Below are 25,364 nucleotides of genomic sequence, written 5' to 3'. Positions count from 1 at the left end.
CAAGCATTTGGTCACGTTAGTTTTACTTAAATATTAAAAATAGATCTCTTTTCAACTTAACAATCAAAATCAATTTTCAAAATAATATGAAGAGAAAAATGTATAAAATAATATATTTTTTTAAAATCAATAACTTGGTATAAAATTTAAGCCAAAAAAAACCTCAAATCAGGGGAGATTTGAGGCATAAAACTTAAAAAATTTTGTTTTTTAACACTTATCTTTTTATCAAAGAAAAAGTGGCGCAGCGGACGGGACTCGAACCCGCGACCCCCGGCGTGACAGGCCGGTATTCTAACCAACTGAACTACCACTGCACGGTAGCTGATGACGATGACCCAAACTTGTCAAATTGGTGGGTCGTGACGGATTCGAACCGCCGACATTCTGCGTGTAAGGCAGACGCTCTACCAACTGAGCTAACGACCCTGACAGGCAATCTATTAGCCAATCAAGTTGCTTCAATATCATCGAAGTGACGCGTATTATATAGACTTGTCATGGATTGTCAACTAGTTATTTAAAGATTTTTTCGATATCTTTTTGCAAGCTTGGCATCGCTTTTTCTAATTGGGTTGTGTCACCTATCAAGGTCGGCATCATCACCTGCACAAACTCACTGGAAACTTGCGATTGTTTACTCAAAATGCGTTGTCCCATTGGGGTCTCATAAAATTGGTTGAGGGCATCGACTTCAGCTTGGGTATAGGTTTTTTTGGCAATCGCTTGATAAGCTTGTTGCAGTTGCTGTTTAGAAATAGGTTGGTCTAATTGTTGTCCCAAGACGGTGCTATATTTAACAAAGATATTTTTAAGCTGTTTCTGCGCATGACGGCTAAAAATACCCGCGTTTTCATCCGTAGGCAATTCTTGGGGTAGCCCTTTCATCATACTGGCCGCTTGCTGGCGTTGGGCAATCATTTCATCAATCATTTTATCGATATGTAGCACCTTGACAAGCTTGTCAAGCGATGCATCCGTGGGCTGGGTTTGCAATTCATTGATAGTCGTAACTGGTGTTTGAGCACTAACTGGATTGTTTTGAATGATTAATTCGGCGTAAGCAGGATGAACCAACGTCGTAATACCAGTCGATGTCAACAAGGCTAGCAAGGCTAATTTTTTAGCATTTAATGAGCCTGATAGAATTAACGGTGTGTTGGTTTTTTTAGCGGGATATTGATGACGCATTCTTTTGCCTATTTGATATCACATTGGGGAATGTTGTTACTTTGAAAACGTAATGCTTTACGCATCTGCGCGGCTTTTTGGCGGCATTCTTGTGGGCTATCTTTGATTTCAAGGGGTGGCACACGGGTGGGCTTGCCATATTTATCCACCGCTACCATGGTAAAGTAACAACTGTTGGTATGGCGTATCGTACGGTTTTGGATATTTTCAGCCTGCACTCGAATACCCACTTCCATCGAAGTTTTGCCCACATAATTGACGCTTGCCAAAAAGGTGACTAACTCCCCTACATGAATCGGCTCACGAAAAATCACTTGATCCACCGATAGCGTCACCACGTAGCTACCGCTATAGCGACTGGCACAGGCATAGGCCACTTGGTCAAGCATCTTTAATAAATCACCGCCATGCACATTGCCGGTGAAATTTGCCAAATCAGGCGTCATCAGCACAGACATGGTAAGTTCGTTTTGTAAAGGGGCAACTTGCAAATTTTGCTGTAATTCAACCGAATTGGCCACAATGAAGATCCTTCTTAATTCATATAACAACTATCATAAAAAATTATTAACCTCGGCATCTCAGATGTGAACTAACATAGCTGTAAATCAATGCTGTGAGCCAACTTGACCCATATGGCGATGCCTTAATCGCTAAAGTAGCAAATTCGTCTTATCACCACAATAGCCAATCAGTAACTGACTGATTACTAGCTACAATCTGGTCAAAAATAAAAATTTCCAAAGAATTTTTTGATATAGGGCTTGACAGTCACGGTTAATTTGCTACAATACGCACCACTTAAACGCTGCGATGATTTTTGCAAGTTTAACAAAAAATTCTACCGCTTATTCTCCAATAGCTCAGTCGGTAGAGCAATGGACTGTTAATCCATGTGTCCCTGGTTCGAGCCCAGGTTGGAGAGCCATATTAAGAAGACCTTTAACAAGCGTTGTTAAAGGTCTTTTTCTATGTGGTATTTTTTATCTATCGTTATTGCTATGAGTCATTTTGATTGCTATGGGTCATTTTGCATCATGAATTTTATTGATATTTTTTGCTAAAAAATGCTTGACTCATTGTTCAAATCTCAGTAATATACGCACCACTTGATTATCTGTTCTCCAATAGCTCAGTCGGTAGAGCAATGGACTGTTAATCCATGTGTCCCTGGTTCGAGCCCAGGTTGGAGAGCCAATCAAGCCAAATTCTGTTGTATATTTTGAACCCGTTCCCTTGTGAATGGGTTTTTTTATGAGCAAAGTTTTTTATGAGCAAAGTTTAGCAATTTGCTGTTTAATACGCTTTTGTTTGATACCCTATTATCTCACTTGCTAAAGTACTACTAGTACTACTATAAGATACTATTGATAAGGTACTAGTTATGACGCTGTCGTTTTCCCCTACCCAATCACAATTTTTGACCCTACAACAAGCGATTAATAAAGACCGCATCACCCAGCTAGTGAGCGATCATCAGCAAGGTAAACTGTCACCAGAAGATAAATCTTACTATGAAAACTTAATCACCCAATTTATCGAGCTAATCAAGCTGCCTGATAGCGCGCATTTAGCCATGCAGCTTTTACCAGCATTCAAAATCACCGTGCCAGCCTTGCTTGATGGCATGGCTTATCGCGCAGTGTCCGATAAAAGCCCGAAAGCGTGTGTGTTTGCGGCATATATGATTGACCAATCGCTGTTGCAGCGCGATATGACGCCCCTGTTTAATGTGATTATTGAACTCGGTACGCCTGAGCTGTGGGTTGAATTGGTAAAAAAAGTGAATAATGCCCCTGCCGATCGCATCGTTGAGAAGGTTTATCAATGTGATAAATCGGTACAGGCCTATTGGGAACAACAAATTTTGTAAAGAAATTTCGCCTGATTGTCGCGTGCAGCGTTAAGCTAATGCAACATTTGGCTAAGATTTTTGTAGGAATTTTACGTTTGCCTTGCTTGTTTCTCGCCAATGAAATAATTACACTAGGTTAAAGATATCTAATTGTGCTAAATTTTCCGTCTAATTGATAAACTGGTTACATCTAGCTTGATTGCTAAAAATTGATCACACGCGAGGCATGCAAATGATTACTAAAATCAAAAAAAATCAACAAGTCATGGTTCCTATTCATATCAAAATCACTGAAGAAATGCGGGATTTGTTAACCCAAGTCGCCAAAAATCATGGTTTTCCACGTATTCAAGGCTTGATTCGCTTATATATTCGCCGGGGACTCGATGCCGAGAATGTCGGCTACTCACTCGCCAAAGACAGCCGTTTTATCGAAAAGCTTAAGCGTCAAGGGGTATCCGACGAGGTAATTTTTGAAGCGATTGAAGAGACAGCCAATGAGCCTGAAGCCAAAGCAACTGATACGGCAAAACCTTAAGCATTTTTAGCCCTATAAAAAAACCCAAAACTTAAATGTTTTGGGTTTTTTACGATTAATCAACGCTTTTATACGCTTATTTTTTCTAGGCTTATTCTTTATACAATTATACAGTGGGATGATGCTCAATAGGCGGTAATGGCTGACCATTGAGCGCGGCGTCCAAGCGCTGTTTGTCTAGCGCATTTTCCCAACGTGACACGACAATCGTCGCACAGGCATTACCGGTTAAGTTGGTCAATGCACGGCACTCTGACATAAAGCGGTCTATGCCTAAGATAAGCGCCATCCCTTCGATTGGCACAGTTGGCACCACCGCCAAAGTGGCTGCCAAGGTGATAAAACCAGCGCCCGTGATACCTGCTGCGCCTTTTGAGCTTAACATCGCAACCAATAATAACGTAATCTCTTGGGTCAAGGTCAAATCAATATTACAGGCTTGCGCGATGAATAACGCTGCCATGGTCATATAGATGTTGGTACCATCTAGGTTAAATGAATACCCTGTTGGAATCACCAAACCGACCACTGATTTTTCGCAGCCTGCGCGTTCAAGTTTTTGCATCAAGGTTGGTAGTGCTGCTTCTGATGAACTGGTGCCTAACACCAATAGCAATTCATCTTTGATGTATTTAATCATCTTGATGATTGAAAAGCCGTTATAACGTGCCACAGCACCGAGCACCACCAGCACAAATAGCAATGAAGTGATATAAAAACAGGCTATCAAAAAGGCTAAGTTACCCAGTGAGTGCACCCCATACTTACCAATAGTAAATGCCATCGCCCCAAACGCACCAATCGGCGCAGCTTTCATCAAGATTTCAACCGCTTTAAACACAGGCGCAGATAACTCTTGAAAGAAGTTTAACACGGGACGAGCACGATCACCCACGGATGCTAACGAAACACCAAACAGCACTGAAACAAATAACACTTGCAGGATATTGCCTTCTGTCAGTGGACTTACCATGGTTTCCGGAATGATATTCATCAAAAAACCGGTAATGGTACTATCGTGCGCTTTGCTAACATACTCAGACACTTTAGCCGCATCTTTCCCTGTTGCCAGTGTGGCTGGATCAATATTGAGACCCGCGCCCGGTTGCAACACATTGGCAACCACAAGACCGATGATCAATGCCAAGGTTGAAAAGGTAATGAAATACAGCATCGCTTTACCAGCAACACGACCGACTCGCTTCATATTGCTCATACCAGCAATACCCGTCACCACTGTCAAGAAAATAACGGGAGCGATAATCATTTTAACCAATTTAATAAATGCGTCACCCAGTGGTTTCATTGCCTCGCCCATTTCTGGGGCAAAGACGCCAAGCAAGATACCCAGTACAATGGCGATAATCACTTGTACATACAGAATTTGGTACCATTTACGGGGTTTGGGGGGGTTCCACGAGTGTCGTGGTATCGATAGGTATCATGACAGATACACTCCTTTATCTGACGAACCCTAAAACTGGGATAAGGTTACATTTGCGATAAAAATTGTGGAACAAATTTAGCCAAATAGTCGCACAACCTTTAGAATTTTATCAACAATCATTAGAAAATCTAATGGATTGCAGTGCTGCGTATATTAACAATGTGATAACGTATCAGCAAGGTAGTTTTCAACATTATTGTTAAGCTGCAATAGGTCATATGGAGGCACTAAAACTATCCGTTGTATTAATATGTTTAGACGGAGGATTAGTGGGTTTTTGAACGTTTTTCGCTTCAATATTTTGCTTAACATCAGCGCAAGGTATGAAGTCCAAGTATTAAGTCTAGGTATTAAGCAAGGGTGTTCAGCATAGTTATCTAACTTTCTATTTAGCTTTCTTTTGCTTTCTTTCGCTAATATTTTTTGCATTAACGTAAAAAAATGCTTGCATTGTTATTTCACTTGTATATAATAGCCACCACAATTTGGAAGCTTGGCAGAGCGGTTGAATGCACCGGTCTTGAAAACCGGCAAGGGTGCGAGCCCTTCGAGAGTTCGAATCTCTCAGCTTCCGCCATATTAAAAAAACCCCTGACTTGATTAAGTTTTGGGGTTTTTTATTGCCTAAGATTTATCCCTATGAATATCATTCTTCTACCGCAAAATACCTCATCGACCGCTTTTATTGATGATAAAACGAGTGTTATGCACTTAAAACAGGTGCTGAAAGTGACATCGGGCGATACGGTGAAAGTCGGTATCAAAAATGGTCATTTAGGCACAGCCGTTGTCAGTAATATCCACGATTCAAGTATCGAATTATCGCAAATCCACTGTACGACCCCCCCACCTGCCAAACTTCCGCTGACTGTTATTTTGGCAATTCCCCGCCCCAAGGTATTGCGCCGTCTATTTTTGGACATGACGGCGATGGGCGCCCAGCATATTATCTTGGTCAATAGTTACCGTAGTGAAAAGAGCTACTGGCAAACCCCTTTTTTAACTCAGCTCGATAACTATATCCATGAAGGCCTACAACAAGCCTGCGATACCGTAAGCCCGACCGTGAGCCTCAAAAAACGCTTAAAACCCTTTATCGAAGATGAACTACCTGCTTTAATCGCAGGTAAACAGGCGATTTTGGCACATCCTTATGCCAATGAGCAGTTTACCCAAGTGTGGGACAATGCCCTGCCACATGTGTTGGTGATTGGGGCTGAAGGGGGCTGGATCGATTATGAAGTCGAATTATTCAAAACTGCTGGCTGCCAAGTGGCGCATATTGGCAATCGCATCTTACGCACTGAGAATGCCGTAAGTGTACTCTGCGGTCATGCACTGTTAACTAGCCAATAAAATAGCCCATAAGAACAGCCCTACCTTGCCGTCAGCTAACCTGCTGTCGCCAAAATTAAGCGGATGCAGGTGTGAAAAAATCATTACAACATCATAACAATTTTGTCTTGGAATTGATTTTGCATAAGGGTGTATGATATTTCCTGCTTCATGTCATAACGATAAAATTAAATAATATTTCATAACTAAACAACATGACTAGATAATATAACGAGATAAAAAGGAAAGCTCATGAAAGCGAGTGAGATCTTAGATAACGCGACGTTTATGCCTTTTACTGCCCCACCTTGTTCGAATGGTCCTTACGAATTTTTTGACCGCGAATACTTTATTATCACCTACCGCACAGATCCCGAAAAACTGCGTGCTATCGTACCTGAGCCACTCCAAATCACTGATGACGCACTGGTGAGTTACGAGTTTATCCGCATGCCCAACAGCACAGGTTTTGGTAACTATACCGAATCGGGACAAGTGATTGAAGTGATTGATGCCGAAGGCCGTCATGCCAATTATACCCATTGTATGTTTTTAGATGACTTTGGACCTACCGCGGGCGGGCGTGAGCTGTGGGGTTTTCCAAAAAAAATGGCGTCGCCTGTATTAACCGTTGACAACACCGACACCCTACTTGGCACCCTCGACTATGGCAGTGTGCGCGTAGCCACAGGCACTATGGCATATAAATATGATGAGCTGGACAAAGCCACTGTCAAAGCCAATATGGAAAAAACGCCCAATTATTTGTTAAAACTCATTCCCCATGTCGATGGCACGCCGCGTATTTGCGAGTTGGTGCGTTATTATCTGACCGATGTAGAAGTTAAAGCAGCCTATACAGGGCCTGCTACCTTACAGTTATTTGACCATGTGATGGCACCCGTGTCAAAATTACCTGTGCTAGAAATCGTCAAAACCTCTCATATTATCGCTAATCTCACCCTGGCGTTGGGAGAAGTAGCGGTAGATTACATTGCCGATGCGCAAGCCCGTCCCGATAGTAACTTTCAATAATTAATTTTCAATAATTAAAACCGTCATAATAAAACCACTTTGTCATAAAAACTTAAGGAGAAAAATATGGCTACTCAACTCACTACTGATTTAACAGGTAAAGTCGCACTCGTCACTGGCTCTGCAAGTGGTATCGGTCGCGATATCGCAGAAACCTATGCCAAAGCAGGCGCTGCGGTAGGTATTGCAGATATCAACCCAGATGCGGCGCAAGCAACCGTGGATGCAATCAAAGCCGCAGGCGGCAAAGCAGTTGCCATTGCAATGGATGTGACCAATGAAGATGCGGTAAATGCTGGCGTGGATAAACTGGTACAAGAATTTGGGGATATTGATATTTTGGTGTCCAATGCCGGTATCCAAATCATCAACCCCATCGACCAATTTAGCTACGCAGATTGGAAAAAAATGATTGCCATTCATCTAGACGGTGCTTTTTTGACTACCAAAGCGGCACTTAAATACATGTATCAAAATGACAAAGTAGGTACCGTCATTTATATGGGCTCAGTACACTCGCATGAAGCATCAGCCCTAAAAGCGCCGTACGTCTCTGCCAAACACGCGCTATTAGGTCTAGCCCGCGTATTGGCTAAAGAAGGTGCAGCTCACAACGTGCGCTCATATGTGGTATGCCCAGGCTTTGTCAAAACCCCACTGGTTGAAAAACAAATCCCAGAACAAGCCAAAGAAAAAGGCATTTCTGAAGAAGAAGTGGTGAAAAATGTAATGCTGGGTCAAACCGTTGACGGTGAATTTACCACAACCGATGATATCGCTCAATTAACCTTATTCTTAACCGCTTTCCCAACCAATGCAATGACCGGTCAATCATTTATCGCAAGTCATGGTTGGTTTATGAAATAGCTGAATGCTGTCCTATAAAACCAAAGTACAAGAAAATCTGAAGTACAAAAATAAATTACAAAACTGACTGATAAAAAAGGACTAGCTTGGCTAGTCCTTTTTATTTTTGCATTTGTAATCTATATAAATGGTTAATTCATGAGTTACAAATCGTCAATGAGCTTTCGACCATCACTCACCACAGGTTCATGGTCAATTTTTTGAATCTCTGATTTTATAAGCTGTTCCTTATTATCAGCGATACATTGCATGATCATGGCAAGTTGTTGCTTGGTCGCATCTTGATATTTTTCTGCTAAGATTTGCCCGACGTGACCGGCAGTTTGGGCGGCTTTTGGGTTGGCAAGCCAGTGAGCCAGTTGCTGCGTTAATTCATCACTACCATTGACTTGCACCAATGCACCGGCTTGTTTTAACTGATCCACAATCAGTTGGCAAGATTGGGTATATTGCCCCATAATAATTGGCTTGCCGACAATGGCTGCTTCAATCGGATTATGCCCCCCGATATTGACCAAAGACCCACCGACAATGGCAATGTCTGAGAGTGCATACCACACGCCAAGCTCACCCATACTATCTGCCAAATAAACGCTCTCGTTTTTGGCAGGTTCGCCATCTTGACTACGCCGAATCATCGGCAAATTTTTGGAATCAATCAATTTGGCGACATCATCAAACCGCTCGGGGTGACGTGGTACGATAATGAGTAGCGGATGACTGTTGGCATACTGGGCTTTCACGGTTAAAAAGCTGTCTAAAATTGCCAATTCTTCGCCTTCATGGGTGCTGGCTGCCAAAATCACGGCGCGATCTGACAAGTTCCAACTTTCTCGTAACTTTTCGGCACGGCTTAGCATCAACGGGTTGGTTTTACTAGACCATTTAAGCGAGCTGGCAATGCGGATTTTGTCACTGGTAGCGCCCAATTGGCGAAAGCGTTTGGCAGAATCGCTATCTTGGGCGATGATAAGGCTTAAATTCTCCATCATACTTTGGCTAAGCTTGGCAGCTTTTTGATATCCATGAAAAGATTTTTCTGACAAGCGGCCATTGACCAAAATCGTGGCAATTTGACGATTATTGAGTTCAGCAAGCGTGGTGCCCCACAATTCAGTCTCGATAAATAACGCGGCGACGGGTTGGACATGGGTCAAAAATTTATCAATCACCGCTTTACTATCCACCGGTACAAAACTATGGTACACCTTACTTGCTGCTATCTCAGGCGCAAACAGCTGCTCGACGCGGTTATAGCCTGTATGGGTGGTATTGGTCACCCACAGCGCATAGCCTTGCGCCAGCAAATCTCTTAAAATCGGTTCGGCGGTATTGGTTTCACCGAGGGACACCGCATGACACCAAATTATCGGCTGGCGGGTATGAATCTCAGGAAACACTTTACCGAAGCGTTGCTGCTTTTCATTAGGCAAGGTGGTTTTGCTCGCAAGTTTTAGTTGGTATAGTGGCTTTAACAGCGACATGGCGAGACGATAGTATAACGGTGTGGCTTGCATAACGACTCTTGAAACAACTTAATAAAAAATGGCGTTATTGTAAAAAACGAGGGCTTAAATAGCAATAAAAAAACCCTACTTTGTGGGTAGGGTTTTTGAACTTAAGCGTTAGCTAAATTCAACACCAGCCATTAGGCTTGTTCTGTCCAGCGTTTTTGTGATTCTTTAATCACCGCTTTGGCTTCTTCAATGTCGCCCCAGCTTTCAACTTTGGTTGTGCCCGCTTTTTTCAAATCTTTATAGTGATTGAAATGGAACTCGATTTGTTTAATCAGCTGCTGTGGTAAATCTGCAAGGGTGTTGATAGCGTTACCGTTGTTGCGGTCATCAGCAGGTACCACCACCACTTTGTCATCCACTTCACCATCATCGACGAATTTCATCACGCCAATGACTTTGGCTTCCATAAAGATGCCTGTTGGTAGCGGAGTGTCAGTGATGATCAGTGCGTCTAATTCATCGCCATCTTCATCAAGGGTTTGTGGGATAAAACCATAGTTGGTAGGTTTGGCAAATAATTGTGGCTCTACGCGGTCAAGTTGCATCACGCCAAGTTTACGGTTCCATTCGATTTTGTTGTTTGAACCCGCTGGAATTTCGATAACCACGTTAATCACGCCGCCATCAACATCGCCCGCATCAAGAATTTGGTTAAAATCTGCCATGAGTTTTTCCTTTTTGTTAGTAAAGTTGTTTACAAAACTGCTTGTAAAAAAGTAGCCTAAAAGTGGGTTGATTATAGCAAAGTCTGTTGGCTTTCTCTATTTATTCCCATCGCAACTTCTATGAAATTATGAATATGCATAGGCAAGTTTGGAATTAAAAAATTGGTCGTTTAATATTCTGGTTTTATTTCCTGGTTTTATTTAAAACAACTTATTTTTCAATAAACTTGGCTTTGTCTTTAAACATGCATTCGTCATACACCGGGCATTTGCCACATTCGGGACTTCTAGCTTTACAAGTATAACGCCCATGCAAAATCAAATAATGGTGCGCGTCTAATATATAATCCTGTGGTATGCGTGCGATGAGTTTATCTTCCACTTCTCGCACATTTTTACCCGTTGCCAAGCCTGTGCGATTGCCGACACGAAAAATATGGGTATCCACTGCCATAGTGGGCTGCCCAAAGGCGGTGTTGAGCACCACATTGGCGGTTTTTCGCCCTACCCCTGCTAGGCTTTCAAGCTCGTGGCGGGTTTGCGGCACTTCGCTAGCAAATTTATCCACCAAGTCTTGACAGCATTTCATCACATTTTTGGCTTTGCTATTATATAGCCCAATGGTTTTGATATAACTTTTTAGCCCAGCTTCACCCAAATCCAAAATTGCTTGCGGGGTATTGGCAACGGCATATAGTTTGCGGGTAGCCAGATTGACACTGACATCGGTGGCTTGTGCCGACAGTATGACCGCGATCAACAATTCAAAGTTGCTCTGATATTCCAGTTCCGTCTCTGGTTTTTCAATGGCTGCGGCTAGTTTTTGGAAAAACGGCAACACGTTTTTATTGGGCATGCGCCGTGAGGGCGGCGTCTCTGCGGTTTTGGGCACTTGGATTTTTGGTTTGATGTTGGCAACCATCATGCACTCTTTAGGTTATGGCAGTGTCGCAAGTTGCTGCTGCAAGGCTTGCACCAAGGCTTGTTTATTGTCATCAGCGCGTACGGCAAGTTGTTTTTCTAATTTTTTGATTTGGGTGCGTAGTTTTGCCGCTTCAATGGCGTTTTTAGCCGCTGCTGCATCGATATCGACTTTGATATCATTGAGTTTGGCTTGTACCATACTGACCACAGGTTTGGCATTGGTATTGTCATTGACTTGGCGTTCGATACGATCAAGGTGCGCGTAGTAGCGCGCGCGTAATCCGTCTTGTTCGGTTTGCCTTGTCGCGTCATCCATCAACCGTGGGAAGGGCACCAGCTCGATGCAGTCCACTGGACAGGGTGGCAAACACAGCTCACAACCTGTGCATAGGTCGGTAAAAATGGTATGCATACGCTTGCCTGAGCCAATAATGGCATCGACAGGACACGCAGGAATACATTTGGTACAGCCAATGCAATCTTCTTCTCGAATGATGGCTCGCATTTCCATCGGACGATTGGTAGCGGGATCAGTTTGCCACTTTGAGGCTTCAGCTGTTAGTGGTATACGCGCAAGCAACTTGCCGATTTGGTCGGTGACTGATTGTCCACCGGGCACGCATTGGTTATGCGACTCGCCCAGTGTAACAATGGCGGTGGCATACGGCAGACAGCCTTCAGGATGACCGCATAGCCCGCATTGGGTTTGCGGCAGGACTTGGTCGATTTGTTGTATTAATCGTTGATGCTCGATACTTAGGCTATTTAGGTTTAAATTATTAAATAGATTGGGTACCTTAAAAACAGGTTGGCTATCAGACATGGCTCAATTTTTATTCACTATAATCATCAATGTGTATTTTAGCATAGCTCATGCCTATTTCGCCTATAACCTATTAATACAAATCATCAAGACAAATAATGAAGACAAATCATTTAATCAATCCGTTTAAGATTGGTAATGCTGTTTGACCCATTCGATCAGTTGGTAAGCAATCGTGCCTTTTGGCGGGATGATAGGGCCGTTTTCATTTAAGCTATCTACATCAAAAAATTGTGCATCCATCAGCTCATTGTTATCTATGGTGATATCGCCACTTTGGTACTCTGCAATAAAGCCTACCATTAAATTGCTGGGAAAAGGCCACGGTTGGCTGCCAAAATAGCGCAAATTGCTGACAGATAACCCCACCTCTTCCATCACTTCACGATGCACGCATTGCTCTAAGCTCTCACCCACTTCCACAAAACCTGCCAGCACGGTATACATTTTGCTATCGGTCGCCCGTAGATGATGCGCCAACAAAATCTGTGGTTTATCCGCGCTGGTTTTGATGATGGCGGTGATGATACAAGGCTGTACTCGGGGATACTGGTGATAATGGCAGTTGGGGCAAACGGTCGCATTTTCAATGGGGTGTAACTCCGTGGGCGTACCGCAGCGGCTACAAAATTGATGGTCTTGACGCCAGCGTAACAACTGCATGGCTTTGGCTAATTGGCTGGTTTGTAGCGCATCAAGGCTGCCAATCAGATGTCGAAAGCGCAGAAACTCAATCTGCCCTGTAATTTCTTCTGGCAATTGTGACAAGTCGATATCTTGATGGGCAATGGCATAAATACTGTTGCCTGCCTCATCTGTGTCCACTTTAACGGCCTGAGCGGGCACGTCCTCACAACGATAAAAAAAAGGAAGTCCGCCTATACAGGCGAACTTATCGTTATCACAAATAAGCAAATCATGGTGTAATGCGGTCATATTGGTTACCAAATTACCCTAGGCCACAAGCATGTGTTGTAAGCTGCGATAGCCTACATACATTGCATGATTGCCTGCGGGTTTGTTCGTTTCAAGACTTTCTAGATAATAATCTGCTGACATCACAATATCGGCAATTTTAGCAAGCGCATGCTCTGATAACTCGCGACCCTGTTGCTCGATTAAGTTTTGTAGCACTGTGGCACCGCGTTTGAGCAGTTGGCTTTGTCGAGGTAAGTTTAAAAATAAGCAAGCACCCGAGATAGTGCGCATGATATCAGGCACAGGCTTGATATGTAAAATATCTTTGTCGGTGTCATTTAGATAATCATTGAGCGCAGTTTCAATGGTGGCAATCCCGGTACGGCTTTCTTGAACGAGCGTGTTGTGAGCCGTTTCGATTTGATGTAGCGAAATCGTTTGGTTGTACACGGGCAATGTTACCGCACCTGGGGTATGTGATTTTGCCAGGTTAATCGCCGCATTTTCTGCCATGATTAAAGTGCCAAGCAATTCATCAAAATCATCAGGCGTTGGCTGCGTCCAAGTTTTTACTTTGCCAATTTGTTGAGTCAGCGCTGCACTAACCTCATTTAAATTTAAGGTTTTAAATACGCTACTTAAATCATGCAAATGCTGCGACATGGTATCAATCTCATCTGTACTTGAATTGAGATTGACTTGGCGGGCATAACTGTCACTGGCAGATTTTATCAAATCAATTTCTTGCTGGATGAGCTGGTTAAGCGTACTGGTCACGTCACGGTCTGGTCCAAATAAGAAGCGGCGCATGGTTTTTAACTGGGTTTCATCTAAAGTATTGGCCGAGAATTTGTGCTGAACTTGCAAGGCAAGCTGGCTATCTCTTGAACTGGCAAATTGCACCAAATCAGCAAAACGAGAATCATTGACAGGTAGATAATCATTAAATTGTTGTTCAACAAAAATAAGCGCCCGCTTTTGCAGGTTACTAAGCGGTAACACCCCTGCCAAATCTGATACAGCCGCATCAGCGGCATGCCAAAACAAACTGTCGGTACGTTTTGAAACCATTTCACACGCCGCTTGCATGGCTTTGAGTTTTTCTAGCTCTTTTGGCGATAATTGATTGCTCTGTGCAGTGAGTGCTACGCTCAGACCTGCGCGATAAGCTTCCACCAGTTTTTTTGGGTTAATGCCGAGTGATTTTAACGGTTGGTAATTTTGTTCTGGATTGGCAATGACGATACTGCTGTTTTTGTTGGCAGTTAAGTCTGATAGCTGCAGCACTGGCTGATTCAAATCGCTGTGAAGTTGATTGATAATCGGCAACAACAACGAAGGTTCAATGGTCTCTTTAAGTAATACAAACTCGATATAACGCGCCAACGTCATGATACCTTCTGACACATCCATCATCATGTCATTATTGGGTCGGTCGCGCTCGTCATAGAGTTTTTGCAGTCCTGCCGATAGACTATTGGCAAGTTCATAGCCTTCCTCTAATTGAATCAACCGCAATACTTTTGCCAGTTGCGCCAAGGTATCCACGGAATCAAGCAGCAACGGCGCTTGACTACTGTCGTCATTAAACTCACTTAAATGCATTTCGGCATCGTGTAGCGTCACGGCAATTTCAGGTCTTAATAAATGCAATGAAGGCAAATCAAAATTGGTGGCTGTTAGTTTTTGTGAGTTAGAACTTGGCAGACTCATGTTTTTTTATCCAAAATGCTTTTAGGGTGATAAAGGTAAAATGACAGCTACATTTATTGCTGATTATTGTAAGACGTCCCTATACCAGTGTCTATGTCAAAGTGTTAATACCCGCACAATAATTACACTTTATCATGAAATTTTGCCCATCAAAGAAATGACGTGACAAAATTTAATGAGGCATTTTTTATTGTTAAACACTCGCCCAGTTTTCAGCCAGCTGAGGGTTGTTATCTTTTAAGGCGTTAAGCCACTCTAGATGCGCCTGCTCAGCCTCGCTACTTGCCAAAAAGCGCTTGATAGTCGTGCTAAAACGCTGATGCTCAGTCGCCCCGCCGACACCGCCACCGACATCATCATCGATGGCTAACGCAACCTGTCCGCCAGTCATCGCCAGATACACTTCCGCTAAAATCTCGGCATCGAGTAACGCCCCGTGAAAGGTACGGTCTTGTTTACCGACATTGAGACGTTTCACCAGCGCGTCCAAGGTATTGCGCTGCCCTGCGAACATGCGTTTGGCGATGGCAAGGCTGTCTGTCACAGTGACGATTTGGTTGATATCGGGCAAGCCAAGTCGCGCAAACTCAGCTTGCAAAAAGCTCATGTCAAACCCCGCGTTATGCGCGATGAGTTCTGCGCCTTGCAAAAAGTCATAAATCGCTTCACCGACTTGCTCAAACACGGGCATATCATTTAAAAACACATTGTGAATGCCATGAACGCGAATGACTTCCTCACCCATCTCAATTTTTGGGTTGATATACACGTGCAGTTTTTCACCGGTAAAACGTCGATTAATCATCTCAACGATACCGACCTCAATGATACGGTCACCATTTTGCGCTTCAAACCCTGTGGTCTCAGTATCGAGAACCAGCTGGCGATTGGCAGTCCCTTTGTGTTTGGCGATGGGTAATAAAGGTATAAAAGTCGGGTTGGGCTGGCTGGTAATACCGTTAAATACGGGACGCTGAGCAATCAAGCTATCATCTTGCGCGACAAATTGCCCTTGTGGATTGGTGAACACCGCAAAATGTGGGTTAGCACTTGTTGGTAAGTCAGTTGCCTGCCCCCCTAACGATGACTGAGTTGATACATCGACACTTTGAGTATGGCTAGCTTGAGTATGGCGGGTTTGAGCCTTGCTTGTTTGGATAGTGCTTGTTTGAATAGTGCTTGGGGCTGGCTCACCGTCGAGTGCCTGCAAAAAGATATCCCCCATTATCTCACTGTCGGCAAACTCCATATCTTGCGCGTCATCAAAAGACGCATCGCTAAAATCACGGGTTAACGCTGAGTGATTGAGGACTGGGTTGTTATCGGTTGACATTGGATTCATGGGCAGGTCTTTTTTTTTATCATCAAAATCAGGGTTTTTATCACTAAAATTCGATTTAACATCTAAATCAGTGATAGGATTGGGTGGATTTTTAATCACTTTGTTAAAACTTTTGGGCAGTTGATCAATGCCTTGGTTTGCAAGCTTATCGGCATATTCATTGCCATCATGACCGGCGTGTCCTTTGACCCATTGCCAGTCAATTTGTCGCTGCTCGCACAGCTTATCAAGTCGCTGCCATAATTCCACATTTTTGACATTTTTCCAATGTTTCTTTTTCCACCCCGCCAGCCATTCGCTGATGCCTTTGATGACATAGCTAGAGTCTGACCAGATTTGAATCGGTAACGCTTTTGGGCTGTTTTCCAGTGCGGCAATCGCACCCATTAGCTCCATACGGTTGTTGGTGGTATGTGCTTCACCCCCGCAAATATCAATTTGCTCACCGGTCGGTAAAATCACCACAGCACCAAAGCCCCCTTTACCAGGATTGCCACGGCAGGCGCCATCAGTGTAAGCAAGGGTTCGACCCACAAGGGGCGTTAAGGCATGATTTGACATAGATAACAACCCATATAAAACAGCAAAACAATCAAAAAAAATAGCCCTCAGTATAAGAAAAAAAAGCATAAAAAGCCATGCCAAAACGTCTATAATAACCGCTTATAGTTGCTATCTGTTGGTTGTAAAGGACGTCTATGCAAAACAAATCTCGTGCGCTCGTGTCACCCGTGTTGACCAAGGTGGGTATGGCTATGGTCTGTGCGCTAAGCCTAAATTTGACGGCTTGTAACAAGCCCCAATCCCCTGCAACAACTAGCAGCGATGGCGCAAAACCGTCGCCAGCGTTATCACAACCTGCCGCTAGCGATGATGTGTTTGTGGGCTGTTACACAGTCAGCCATACGGAACCTGCCCAAATCAAAATTATCAAAAATGGTGACAACTATGCTATGCAAATGCGCGAATTTAACGACCCCAGCAAAAACTGGGACAAACCTGAAGCCATGCAAGTCATCGCAACTGACAGCCCAGATATACAAAAATACTTTGACATCAAAGCCGATGAACATCAATACTTAGAAAAAGTCATCGCCCGTCCCGATCGCGTGTTCGTGCTCGCCAAAATCACCGATAGTTTTGCAAGCCTAAACCCGCAATTTGACAGTCCCTATCTGGGTTATATCTACAAAGGTAGCAATACGGTCTATAAAGTGGCATGCGAGCAAACCACCAAACTGTAATCACCTGAGTTGCTGCTTGACTTGATGAGCTTGGTTTGCTGCTTGATTTGATGCTTGAGTTAATACGTCTCATCCAAATTTTAACCCAAACGATTAATAGAGAATAAGCGATGAATTTTTTTGCATGGTTAGTGCTGGGCTTGGTGGCATACACTAGTGGCTTTAGTATCCGTCATTTCCACTACAAAGACGCCGCCATCCCAACTGATAAAAAATGGCAATACTCGGCGATTTTTTTTGTAATCGCGCTCGTGGTCTTTGCGCTATTGAATTTATATGTTATGCATAAAGCTGCGCTTGATATGATGTTTGTGTTGGTATCGAGTTTGGTGGCGACAGGGGTTTTTTATTATGGTATTTCGGCAGATACCAACAACAAGATGAATATACCTGATTAAACATACCCGATTAGTTGAACCATGATTTTTGTAAGTCGATGAATTTGTTTGGATAATAAAATGTCTCAAAAAATGGCGAATACTCACGCCCGCATGACTACCACCCACTTGGCTGGCTTAACACGGCGCCGACTGCTAAAGACAGGCATAGCGCTATCGGCAGCGACAGTAACGGGTGCAAAAGCAGATTTGACCATTGGCGGGCAAGTGATTAGCCAACCTTCACAGCGGTATGGGTCAACCAATGATGCTAATAACATGGCTTTTGGCGAGCCCAGCGCTATGCCCAATGGCAATACGCCCATGGAAACAGTGCCCATCAATCCCCAATGGCCCCAATGGGACTTTGCGACCATCAAAGCCAATTGTGAAGCCCTCAAAGGTCGCGGTGTCCACCTCCATCTGGTAGCGCCATCGGGATTTGGCAGTGATGAACAGCGTAACTTACTGGCGATTCACCGACTCACCCAAGCCGGATTTTATATCGACAATCCAGAAGTGATTAGCCGACGTTATTTGCGCTTTGCAGGTTCAGACAGTGAGCGATTGGGCGATATTACCGCGTTACTCAATCAACCTTTACACCAATTGCCTAAGATATTACTCGGCGTGCGCGGCGGCTATGGCGCGATGCGTTTGCTCAACAAACTAAGTGATCAGCAGTGGCGAACGCTGACGCAAAAACTCAAAGATCGCAGTACACTATTGATGGGATTTAGTGATTTTACTGCCTTGCAGCTTGCCATGTACGCCAAAGGTCATCTCCCCTATGTGGCAGGGGCAATGCTAAGTAGTGACTTTGGCAAAACAGAGGTGAATACTGATACCATCCAAAGTTTTATCAACCTTTGTACCCAAAACCAGCTGCGTATCCAAGTGCCAGAAACTCAGCTTTATCGTGACACTGCGCGTCCCTTGGCTAAGCCGATAAAAGGCATCTTATGGGGCGGTAATCTTAGCGTGTTATCTGCAATGGTGGGCACGCCGTATATGCCAACTGTCGACAATGGGATTTTATTTTTGGAAGATACCGGTGAGCAGCCTTACCGTATCGAGCGTATGCTACAAACCTTGGTGTTATCAGGTATTGTGGCAAAACAGCAAGCGATTGTGCTGGGCAAATTTAATTTTAGCGGCATCAGTGATGCTTACAATGGCGATTACACCTTTGATACCGTCATCCGTACCATCCAACAAACGACAGGGCGACCCATCTACACAGATTTCCCCTTTGGGCATGTAGCAAGACGCATTAATTTTCCGTTAGGCGTTCCTGTCACATTTGACGATGTGGGTAGTGGCTATCAAGCGACATTCAACCAGTTTTATCATCTTAAAACCGATGCAAACTTTGGCAATTTGGATTTACGCCAATTGTTGGTCTAGGGTATAGCGGTGTCTTATGTATGTTAGTTAAAACCTGTTTGTATGCTACCCAAACAGGTTTATTTAACACATATTCTTTGACTGTCCAATCGCGCTAGAAAATCCGATTGTTATCATGCGTTTTGGCAAATTTGGCGATATTGGCTTCGATATTTTTAGCGATATTGAGATAATAGTCGGCAAATTCATCGCCTGCGCCTTGATTGGCAATGACGGACGGCTCGCCCTTATCGGCTTGCTCGCGGATGCCTTTTGCCAGTGGTAATTGCCCCAGTAGTGGCACTTGATACTGTGCTGCCATTTTATCACCGCCGCCTTCGCCAAAAATCGCTTCGGTATGACCACAGCTACTACAAGTATGCAGCGCCATATTCTCTACCACGCCCAGCACAGGGATATGGGTTTTGCGGAACATCTCAATGCCTTTTTGCGCATCCAGTAAGGCAATATGTTGGGGGGTGGTCACAATCACCGCACCGGTCACAGGAATACGTTGGGCGAGCGTCAACTGAATATCCCCCGTCCCAGGTGGCATATCAATCACCAAATAATCCAGATTTGGCCAGTTGGTTTGATTGTAAAGCTGCATCAGTGCGCCTGTGGCTTTGGCACCGCGCCAAGCAATCGGGGTAGTGTCATCGCTCAACAAGCTACCGATAGATAGCATCGGCATACCTTGCGCTGCAATCGGTACAAATTGCTCATGCTCCAGCTGCGGCTGCTGACCTGCCACGCCAAGCATACTTGGAATACTGGGGCCATAGATATCTGCATCCAACACGCCCACGCGTTTGCCCAGTTTTTGCAGCGCCAAGGCGATATTCACCGTCGTCGTCGATTTGCCAACGCCGCCTTTGCCCGAAGCTACCACAATAATATGCTCGATACGTGGATGCGGTGTTAATTCTGCTTGGGTAGTGGCTTTTTTGGCAATCGCAGGTTCAGGGGTTTCTGTGACTAATTTGTCACTTTGTGGCGCGGCCTGAGTGACAGGTGGCATGGCATTGGTAGTTTTGGGTAGGGTTGAGCCACTGCCTTTGGTCGTAGGTTTTGGCGCAGTAGCGCTGTCAAACAAGGTAATATTCATATTTACTTCACTGACCCCATGGATATGCAGCTTTTGGCTCAAATCATGATGGATTTTTTCAGGATTGCAATCATCGGGCAAGCGCAAATCCAATGTCAGACTATTACCTTGCTGTTTAATCCCTTTGACATACTGGCGAATTGGCTGGTTATTGACATGATATTCATCAAATAACTGATTAAGCGTGGACTCATCCACTGTCGCCACGGTTTTTGGTTTAATAAAGTTGAACATGATAGTTGCTTACCCCAATGTTGTTATTTTAACGACTTTAACCACTGTTAAGTGGGGTTTATTGCCAATTTTCACAGTGATAGATTGAACATATCTGTGTGAAAAGTAATTTTTCTTGTTTGATTGATGCCCATTGGTTGGGAAATGATGCGATTTAAGCTATCATACAGCAATAATGACATTTTTTTAAACAAATCAATAACAGGTGTATTGTGAGAAAAATTTTAGTTACTAGCGCCCTACCCTATGCCAATGGTCCGATTCATTTGGGGCATTTGGTTGAGTACATCCAGACCGATATTTGGGTACGCGCCATGAAATCATTGGGTCATCAAGTGACGTATGTGTGTGCCGATGATGCCCATGGCACAGCGATTATGCTCAAAGCAGAAGCCAACGGCGTCACCCCTGAAGAGCAAATTGCCGATGTCAAAGCCTCCCATGAAAAAGATTTTGCGGGCTTTTTGGTTGATTTTGACAACTATTACTCAACCCATAGTCCCGAAAATGAGCATTACTCACAGCTGATTTATAATCGCTTGTATGAAAACGGTCATATCTCGCACAAAGCAGTTGAACAGCTGTATGACCCAGAAAAAGGCTTGTTTTTGGCAGACCGTTTTGTCAAAGGCGAATGCCCAAAATGCGGCGCAAAAGACCAATACGGCGACAACTGCGAAGTCTGCGGCACGACCTACAATGCCACCGAACTCAAAAATCCCTACTCAACGCTTTCAGGTGCAACGCCTGTTTTGAAATCATCCATCCATTACTTCTTTAACCTGCCAAACTTTAGCGAATTTTTGCAAAATTGGACGCGTAAAGAAGGTCGCCTGCAAACCTCTATCGCCAACAAATTACAAGAATGGTTTGATGCAGGGCTTGCCAGCTGGGATATCAGCCGCGATGCGCCGTATTTTGGTTTTAAAATCCCAAACACCCCAGCCAGTGAACCAGACAAGTATTTTTATGTGTGGCTCGATGCGCCCGTCGGTTATATGGCAAGTTTCAAAAACTTGTGTGACCAACAAGGTGCGCATTTAGGCTTAAATTTTGATGAGTATTGGTCAAAAGAAAATCATAACAACACCGAAGTTTATCACTTTATCGGTAAAGATATTGTGTATTTCCACGCCCTGTTTTGGCCAGCCATGCTTGAAGGCGCAGGATTTAGAACCCCCACTGCCATCAACGCGCATGGCTTCTTGACCGTCAATGGCGAGAAAATGAGTAAATCTCGCGGCACCTTTATCAAAGCCGATACTTACTTACAAAACCTTGACCCTGAATACTTGCGTTACTACTTTGCTAGCAAATTATCTGCCAGTGTCGAAGATATCAATCTTGACCTCGAAGACTTTATGCAAAAAGTCAATTCAGACTTGGTGGGTAAAGTCGTCAATATCGCTAGCCGCTGTGCAGGATTTATCCATAAAAATCATGGCAGTAAACTGGCACTGACAATCAGCGAGCCTGCTTTGGTACAACAAATCATTGATGCGGGCGAAGACATCGCTGCTGCTTATGAAGCGCGCGAATTTAGCAAAGCCATGCGTCTGATTATGGCGTGTGCAGACAAAGCCAATGAGTACATCGACGACAAAAAACCGTGGGCTCTTAACAAAGTCGAAGGCCAACAAGCCGAAGTACAAGCGGTGTGTACCGTCGCGCTTAATATCTTCCGTCAATTGGTGGTTTATCTTGCCCCTGTATTGCCATTGATGTGTGAAAAAGCACGAATTTTTCTCAATGTTGACAGCCTAGATTTTGATAGCCGTCATGCGTTATTGGTCGGGCATACCATCAACGCCTTTACCCCATTGATGCAGCGTGTTGACAAAGATAAAGTTGCTGCGATGGTGGACGCTTCAAAAGAAGATTTAAACAAACAGCCTGCTATCGCCAATCAACCAGCAACTGGGCAAGCGGGCACTAGCAAAGCCAAAGCCGCCGCTAGCGAACAATCCACTGATGCTACCGCATTGATTGGTATCGATGACTTCGCCAAAGTCACGATGACCGTAGCAAAAGTACTAGCCTGCAACAACGTGGAAGGTGCAGATAAATTGCTGCAATTTACCCTAGATGTGGGTGAGACAGATGCGCAGGGCAATGTAAAAACGCGCAATGTGTTTAGCGGTATCGCCAAATTCTATAACCCTGAACAATTGGTGGGCAAAACCGTGGTCTGCGTCACCAACCTTGCGCCACGAAAAATGAAGTTTGGTATTTCTGAAGGTATGATTTTATCGGCTGAAAAAGCCGGTCAATTGACCGTGGTTACGCTAGATGACCATATCCCTGCGGGTGCGACCCTTGCTTAATGGGCTTAACTGGCTTAACTGTGATTGATTGCGATAAGCTGAAACATTTTGACACATTCTTAATCATTTTTTTGATCACAACAAAAAACCGCTGATAATTACCAGCGGTTTTTTTATTAAGCTATCCTAAATATCAAAAAATCGATAATGTAGCCCGATTAACGGTCGCTTTTGCTAACGCTAATGCGAACAGGTATAGATTTTCGATTGGCTCTAACCGGATTAGCTGACTTATTGTATTGGCAATAATGGGGTGCTTCAGCCGAAGGTAGAATAGCACCAACTACTAATACGCCTGCCATCAAGTTTGATGAGTTCATATAGCCTCCTTGTTGAGTTAGTGTACGATGATTCCATCTGTGAATCATTTACCTTTACTAAGCACAGACATGTTTAACTTAATCAACGCTGCAACGAATCGTTTAAAAAAGATAAATAATGCTGCGAGTAGAAGTTGTATTCTAAAAGATATCAAAAGATTTTCATACCATTTTATTATGACAATTTCATGAAATATCCAATTATTTTGATTCTTTATGTTTCAATTAAGGTCTTTTTGTTTCCATTAAGCGCTTTATGTAATTAAACCTACTCAGACAGCAATATTTACAACACTTTTTTAATAGACCAATATTCATAAAAACCGCTAAGCAATAAAAAAACTTATGTATGATATGTATAGAGGATAGCAAACTTTCATTTATGTTATAGCAAACTAGTACGTTGAAATGATATACTCTGCTCACAAAACAATTTTGATGATTGGGGAATACTATGTTGTCAACCACACGCGGTCAATTATCCGCTATCTGCGCCCTTCTTGGTTTATCTTTAGCCGCCTGCTCACCTCAGAAACCAGACGCGCAAACCTCTACGGATACGGCTAGCAAATCCTCAGCCACTGCCAGCCAAAAACCCAATAAAACCATTGCCATTTCTGCGATTGTGGCGCACCCATCGCTCGACGCCATTCGCCAAGGTATCCTTGATGAATTGGCTGCTGAAGGGTATATCAAAGGGCAAAATCTGACCGTAAATTTTCAGTCAGCACAAGGCAATACAGCAACGGCAGGACAAATATCCAAACAATTTGTCGCCGACAAACCTGATGCTATCGTGGCAATCTCCACCCCTACCGCTCAGTCGTTGGCTGCCGCTACCAAAGAGATACCGATTGTTTATACAGCAGTGTCAGATCCTGTCGCTGCCAAGCTCATTACTCAACAAAACACCCCGACTCAGCCCAACGTCACAGGTTTATCCAGCCAATTACCGCTAGCACCGCAGCTTGACTTTATACAAAAAATCATGCCGTCAGCCAAATCCATTGGCTATGTGTTTAGCGCAGGTGAAATGAATTCGGTAGCGCTGCGCGATAAACTCAACATTGCGCTACCAAAGCGTGGCATGAACTTAGTGGATATCTCAGCCAACCGTCCGACTGATATTGCCATGGCAACTAACAGTCTTAGCGGCAAAGCCCAGCTGATTTATACCTCAATGGACAATAATGTGGCATCGGCATTTGAATCAATGGTGCAATCAGCCAATGCACTAAAACTTCCCATCATCGCCTCCGATGAGTTTAGCGTCCGCCGCGGTGCTACGGCAGCACTCGGTGTCAATGATTATGACTTTGGGCGTACCACAGGCAAAATGGTAGGCAAAATTTTGGATGGTACACCTGTCACTCAAGTTAAACCCGAAGTGATGAACCAATTAACTTTATACGTGAGCCCAAAACACGCCCAAGCCCAAGGCTTAACACTAAATCCTGAATTGTTAAAAGGTGCGATTAACGTTGATACTACACCCGAGCGAAAAATTGACAAATAATTGCTATGGGTAAATAAAAAAACCCGCCTAAATAGACGGGTTTTTCAAACTGGGCAGTGAAATGATGCGTTATTTAAAGCACATTTAAAATAACACGTGTCGCTTCAATGACATCAAGTACGCGGTTGTCAACACGTAGGCGAACTTCACCTGGGCGCGGGCGACTGATAACTTTTGCCTGGCGATAAGCATTGTTATTTAACACATAGACATTTCGGTCATTATATCGCTTGACTGTGTAGTAACGATTGTCTAGTTTTTTTTGCCCAGCCTGGTGGTACCGCTTTACCACGTGCAACATTTTTTTGTAGACCTGGGGGCAATTGGCGATACTGATCGTGGGTTAGGTAGCGACCCGTACGACTATCATAGTATTTATTGTCGCCTCTGTCGCGGTCTCTATCATGGTTCGTGTTGTAGCGTTGGTTTTCTTTGCGGTCATCTTTATAGTGTTTTTGTTGCTGTTTCCAGTTTTTTTCTTGTTTATATTGAGCTTTACCATGACCAGGGTCTGCCAAAACAACGGGTGAAGCCACGAACGAGCCCGCTAAAAGTAAGCTAGTTAATAATGTCGATTTTTTCATTGTCATACACCTTTATCTGTACCTTGTATAAGTAATTTTGTATGAAGCTATAGTTAAAGAAATATAGAAGTGCTACAATAACAAAATGGCATACTCAACCG

The 25,364-nt window shown here is 43.8% G+C and carries 24 protein-coding genes and 5 tRNA genes; 13 read left to right on the top strand and 16 right to left on the bottom strand.

Features of this window, described 5'->3' with window-relative positions:
• Positions 1-240: 240 nt before the first annotated feature.
• From RTS09_RS00145 to RTS09_RS00130, 4 genes are all read right to left on the bottom strand, one after another.
• Positions 241-317: transfer RNA gene (locus tag RTS09_RS00145), tRNA-Asp, on the bottom strand.
• A 36-nt stretch (positions 318-353) separates the two neighbouring features.
• Positions 354-429 (bottom strand) — tRNA-Val (locus RTS09_RS00140).
• Positions 430-516: 87 nt separating this feature from the next.
• Positions 517-1,191 (bottom strand): DUF2059 domain-containing protein, encoded by a 675-nt coding sequence (locus RTS09_RS00135; RefSeq protein WP_312533072.1) that lies wholly within the window; start codon positions 1,189-1,191, stop codon positions 517-519.
• Positions 1,192-1,199: 8 nt separating this feature from the next.
• Positions 1,200-1,649, bottom strand: a complete 450-nt coding sequence (locus tag RTS09_RS00130; RefSeq protein ID WP_050324512.1) for an acyl-CoA thioesterase — start codon at positions 1,647-1,649, stop codon at positions 1,200-1,202.
• Between the two features lie 394 nt (positions 1,650-2,043).
• Here RTS09_RS00130 and RTS09_RS00125 point away from each other — a divergent pair.
• The 4 genes from RTS09_RS00125 to RTS09_RS00110 all read left to right on the top strand — a co-directional run bounded on the left by RTS09_RS00125 (position 2,044) and on the right by RTS09_RS00110 (position 3,584).
• Positions 2,044-2,119: transfer RNA gene (locus tag RTS09_RS00125), tRNA-Asn, on the top strand.
• Positions 2,120-2,312: 193 nt separating this feature from the next.
• Positions 2,313-2,388 (top strand) — tRNA-Asn (locus RTS09_RS00120).
• A gap of 187 nt (positions 2,389-2,575) precedes the next feature.
• Complete coding sequence (locus RTS09_RS00115) at positions 2,576-3,064, top strand: hypothetical protein (RefSeq protein ID WP_312533070.1); 489 nt, start codon at positions 2,576-2,578, stop codon at positions 3,062-3,064.
• 214 nt (positions 3,065-3,278) lie between these two features.
• Positions 3,279-3,584, top strand: coding sequence for a CopG family transcriptional regulator (locus tag RTS09_RS00110; protein WP_312174964.1), 306 nt, complete (start codon positions 3,279-3,281; stop codon positions 3,582-3,584).
• Positions 3,585-3,690: 106 nt separating this feature from the next.
• Here the strand turns inward: RTS09_RS00110 and RTS09_RS00105 are convergent, their stop codons facing one another.
• Positions 3,691-5,016 carry a dicarboxylate/amino acid:cation symporter gene (locus RTS09_RS00105; RefSeq protein WP_312533884.1) on the bottom strand — a complete coding sequence of 442 codons (1,326 nt, stop codon included), beginning with the start codon at positions 5,014-5,016 and terminating at the stop codon, positions 3,691-3,693.
• A gap of 502 nt (positions 5,017-5,518) precedes the next feature.
• On the opposite strand from RTS09_RS00105, the gene RTS09_RS00100 reads away from it, so the two are divergent.
• The 4 genes from RTS09_RS00100 (at position 5,519) to RTS09_RS00085 (ending at position 8,268) form a co-directional block, all read left to right on the top strand.
• Positions 5,519-5,608: transfer RNA gene (locus tag RTS09_RS00100), tRNA-Ser, on the top strand.
• A gap of 62 nt (positions 5,609-5,670) precedes the next feature.
• Complete coding sequence (locus tag RTS09_RS00095; protein WP_312533068.1) at positions 5,671-6,387, top strand: 16S rRNA (uracil(1498)-N(3))-methyltransferase; 717 nt, start codon at positions 5,671-5,673, stop codon at positions 6,385-6,387.
• Between the two features lie 231 nt (positions 6,388-6,618).
• Positions 6,619-7,401, top strand: a complete 783-nt coding sequence (locus RTS09_RS00090) for an acetoacetate decarboxylase (protein WP_312533066.1) — start codon at positions 6,619-6,621, stop codon at positions 7,399-7,401.
• Positions 7,402-7,467: 66 nt separating this feature from the next.
• Positions 7,468-8,268 (top strand): 3-hydroxybutyrate dehydrogenase, encoded by an 801-nt coding sequence (locus RTS09_RS00085; protein ID WP_036589350.1) that lies wholly within the window; start codon positions 7,468-7,470, stop codon positions 8,266-8,268.
• A 143-nt stretch (positions 8,269-8,411) separates the two neighbouring features.
• On the opposite strand, the gene RTS09_RS00080 is transcribed toward RTS09_RS00085, so the two are convergent.
• From RTS09_RS00080 to dnaQ, 7 genes are all read right to left on the bottom strand, one after another.
• Positions 8,412-9,785: a 3-deoxy-D-manno-octulosonic acid transferase gene (locus RTS09_RS00080; protein WP_312533064.1), complete on the bottom strand. Its 1,374-nt coding sequence runs from the start codon at positions 9,783-9,785 to the stop codon at positions 8,412-8,414.
• 131 nt (positions 9,786-9,916) lie between these two features.
• On the bottom strand, positions 9,917-10,450 hold the full coding sequence (locus RTS09_RS00075; RefSeq protein WP_065252420.1) for an inorganic diphosphatase: 534 nt from the start codon (positions 10,448-10,450) through the stop codon (positions 9,917-9,919).
• A 211-nt stretch (positions 10,451-10,661) separates the two neighbouring features.
• Complete coding sequence (gene nth / locus RTS09_RS00070; protein ID WP_050324508.1) at positions 10,662-11,306, bottom strand: endonuclease III; 645 nt, start codon at positions 11,304-11,306, stop codon at positions 10,662-10,664.
• Positions 11,307-11,387: 81 nt separating this feature from the next.
• Positions 11,388-12,197 carry an RnfABCDGE type electron transport complex subunit B gene (locus RTS09_RS00065; protein WP_312533061.1) on the bottom strand — a complete coding sequence of 270 codons (810 nt, stop codon included), beginning with the start codon at positions 12,195-12,197 and terminating at the stop codon, positions 11,388-11,390.
• 126 nt (positions 12,198-12,323) lie between these two features.
• The gene (nudC, locus tag RTS09_RS00060; protein ID WP_312533059.1) at positions 12,324-13,133 is read right to left on the bottom strand and encodes an NAD(+) diphosphatase; all 810 of its coding nucleotides are present in this window, start codon (positions 13,131-13,133) and stop codon (positions 12,324-12,326) included.
• An 18-nt stretch (positions 13,134-13,151) separates the two neighbouring features.
• Positions 13,152-14,828 carry a hypothetical protein gene (locus RTS09_RS00055; protein WP_312533057.1) on the bottom strand — a complete coding sequence of 559 codons (1,677 nt, stop codon included), beginning with the start codon at positions 14,826-14,828 and terminating at the stop codon, positions 13,152-13,154.
• 193 nt (positions 14,829-15,021) lie between these two features.
• A complete protein-coding gene (gene dnaQ / locus RTS09_RS00050; protein WP_312533054.1) occupies positions 15,022-16,731 on the bottom strand; it encodes a DNA polymerase III subunit epsilon in 1,710 nt (569 codons plus the stop codon).
• Positions 16,732-16,868: 137 nt separating this feature from the next.
• Here dnaQ and RTS09_RS00045 point away from each other — a divergent pair, with 137 nt between their 5' ends.
• From RTS09_RS00045 to RTS09_RS00035, 3 genes are all read left to right on the top strand, one after another.
• Positions 16,869-17,414 carry a hypothetical protein gene (locus RTS09_RS00045; RefSeq protein WP_312533052.1) on the top strand — a complete coding sequence of 182 codons (546 nt, stop codon included), beginning with the start codon at positions 16,869-16,871 and terminating at the stop codon, positions 17,412-17,414.
• A 110-nt stretch (positions 17,415-17,524) separates the two neighbouring features.
• Positions 17,525-17,812 (top strand): hypothetical protein, encoded by a 288-nt coding sequence (locus RTS09_RS00040; protein WP_312533049.1) that lies wholly within the window; start codon positions 17,525-17,527, stop codon positions 17,810-17,812.
• 60 nt (positions 17,813-17,872) lie between these two features.
• Positions 17,873-19,198, top strand: a complete 1,326-nt coding sequence (locus RTS09_RS00035) for an LD-carboxypeptidase (protein WP_312533047.1) — start codon at positions 17,873-17,875, stop codon at positions 19,196-19,198.
• 94 nt (positions 19,199-19,292) lie between these two features.
• Here RTS09_RS00035 and apbC read toward each other — a convergent pair whose 3' ends face one another.
• On the bottom strand, positions 19,293-20,519 hold the full coding sequence (apbC, locus tag RTS09_RS00030) for an iron-sulfur cluster carrier protein ApbC (protein ID WP_312533045.1): 1,227 nt from the start codon (positions 20,517-20,519) through the stop codon (positions 19,293-19,295).
• A gap of 212 nt (positions 20,520-20,731) precedes the next feature.
• Between apbC and metG the strand changes: the two genes are divergently transcribed.
• Complete coding sequence (gene metG / locus RTS09_RS00025) at positions 20,732-22,843, top strand: methionine--tRNA ligase (RefSeq protein WP_312533042.1); 2,112 nt, start codon at positions 20,732-20,734, stop codon at positions 22,841-22,843.
• A gap of 158 nt (positions 22,844-23,001) precedes the next feature.
• On the opposite strand, the gene RTS09_RS00020 is transcribed toward metG, so the two are convergent.
• Entirely contained in the window at positions 23,002-23,163 is a 162-nt protein-coding gene (locus tag RTS09_RS00020) for a hypothetical protein (protein ID WP_007116336.1), read from the bottom strand.
• 454 nt (positions 23,164-23,617) lie between these two features.
• Between RTS09_RS00020 and RTS09_RS00015 the strand changes: the two genes are divergently transcribed.
• Positions 23,618-24,679 carry an ABC transporter substrate-binding protein gene (locus RTS09_RS00015; RefSeq protein WP_312533039.1) on the top strand — a complete coding sequence of 354 codons (1,062 nt, stop codon included), beginning with the start codon at positions 23,618-23,620 and terminating at the stop codon, positions 24,677-24,679.
• A gap of 73 nt (positions 24,680-24,752) precedes the next feature.
• Here RTS09_RS00015 and RTS09_RS00010 read toward each other — a convergent pair whose 3' ends face one another.
• Both RTS09_RS00010 and RTS09_RS00005 read right to left on the bottom strand, forming a co-directional pair.
• On the bottom strand, positions 24,753-24,884 hold the full coding sequence (locus RTS09_RS00010) for a hypothetical protein (protein ID WP_309596737.1): 132 nt from the start codon (positions 24,882-24,884) through the stop codon (positions 24,753-24,755).
• Positions 24,885-24,900: 16 nt separating this feature from the next.
• Entirely contained in the window at positions 24,901-25,263 is a 363-nt protein-coding gene (locus RTS09_RS00005) for a hypothetical protein (RefSeq protein WP_312533036.1), read from the bottom strand.
• Positions 25,264-25,364 lie beyond the last annotated feature (101 nt).

The organism is Moraxella sp. CTOTU47618 (assembly GCF_032017425.1).
Taxonomy (GTDB): Bacteria; Pseudomonadota; Gammaproteobacteria; order Pseudomonadales; family Moraxellaceae; genus Faucicola; species Faucicola tetraodonis.
This window is presented reverse-complemented; position numbering and strand designations above follow the sequence as displayed.

Excerpts from the sequence above, each read along its gene's own strand:
- RTS09_RS00135 (WP_312533072.1), bottom strand. The coding sequence starts at position 1,191 with ATGCGTCATCAATATCCCGCTAAAAAAACCAACACACCGTTAATTCTA.
- RTS09_RS00130 (WP_050324512.1), bottom strand. The coding sequence starts at position 1,649 with ATGTCTGTGCTGATGACGCCTGATTTGGCAAATTTCACCGGCAATGTG.
- RTS09_RS00115 (WP_312533070.1), top strand. The coding sequence starts at position 2,576 with ATGACGCTGTCGTTTTCCCCTACCCAATCACAATTTTTGACCCTACAA.
- RTS09_RS00110 (WP_312174964.1), top strand. The coding sequence starts at position 3,279 with ATGATTACTAAAATCAAAAAAAATCAACAAGTCATGGTTCCTATTCAT.
- RTS09_RS00095 (WP_312533068.1), top strand. The coding sequence starts at position 5,671 with ATGAATATCATTCTTCTACCGCAAAATACCTCATCGACCGCTTTTATT.
- RTS09_RS00090 (WP_312533066.1), top strand. The coding sequence starts at position 6,619 with ATGAAAGCGAGTGAGATCTTAGATAACGCGACGTTTATGCCTTTTACT.
- RTS09_RS00085 (WP_036589350.1), top strand. The coding sequence starts at position 7,468 with ATGGCTACTCAACTCACTACTGATTTAACAGGTAAAGTCGCACTCGTC.
- RTS09_RS00080 (WP_312533064.1), bottom strand. The coding sequence starts at position 9,785 with ATGCAAGCCACACCGTTATACTATCGTCTCGCCATGTCGCTGTTAAAG.
- RTS09_RS00075 (WP_065252420.1), bottom strand. The coding sequence starts at position 10,450 with ATGGCAGATTTTAACCAAATTCTTGATGCGGGCGATGTTGATGGCGGC.
- nth (WP_050324508.1), bottom strand. The coding sequence starts at position 11,306 with ATGCCCAATAAAAACGTGTTGCCGTTTTTCCAAAAACTAGCCGCAGCC.
- RTS09_RS00065 (WP_312533061.1), bottom strand. The coding sequence starts at position 12,197 with ATGTCTGATAGCCAACCTGTTTTTAAGGTACCCAATCTATTTAATAAT.
- nudC (WP_312533059.1), bottom strand. The coding sequence starts at position 13,133 with ATGACCGCATTACACCATGATTTGCTTATTTGTGATAACGATAAGTTC.
- RTS09_RS00055 (WP_312533057.1), bottom strand. The coding sequence starts at position 14,828 with ATGAGTCTGCCAAGTTCTAACTCACAAAAACTAACAGCCACCAATTTT.
- dnaQ (WP_312533054.1), bottom strand. The coding sequence starts at position 16,731 with ATGTCAAATCATGCCTTAACGCCCCTTGTGGGTCGAACCCTTGCTTAC.
- RTS09_RS00045 (WP_312533052.1), top strand. The coding sequence starts at position 16,869 with ATGCAAAACAAATCTCGTGCGCTCGTGTCACCCGTGTTGACCAAGGTG.
- RTS09_RS00040 (WP_312533049.1), top strand. The coding sequence starts at position 17,525 with ATGAATTTTTTTGCATGGTTAGTGCTGGGCTTGGTGGCATACACTAGT.
- RTS09_RS00035 (WP_312533047.1), top strand. The coding sequence starts at position 17,873 with ATGTCTCAAAAAATGGCGAATACTCACGCCCGCATGACTACCACCCAC.
- apbC (WP_312533045.1), bottom strand. The coding sequence starts at position 20,519 with ATGTTCAACTTTATTAAACCAAAAACCGTGGCGACAGTGGATGAGTCC.
- RTS09_RS00020 (WP_007116336.1), bottom strand. The coding sequence starts at position 23,163 with ATGAACTCATCAAACTTGATGGCAGGCGTATTAGTAGTTGGTGCTATT.
- RTS09_RS00015 (WP_312533039.1), top strand. The coding sequence starts at position 23,618 with ATGTTGTCAACCACACGCGGTCAATTATCCGCTATCTGCGCCCTTCTT.
- RTS09_RS00005 (WP_312533036.1), bottom strand. The coding sequence starts at position 25,263 with ATGAAAAAATCGACATTATTAACTAGCTTACTTTTAGCGGGCTCGTTC.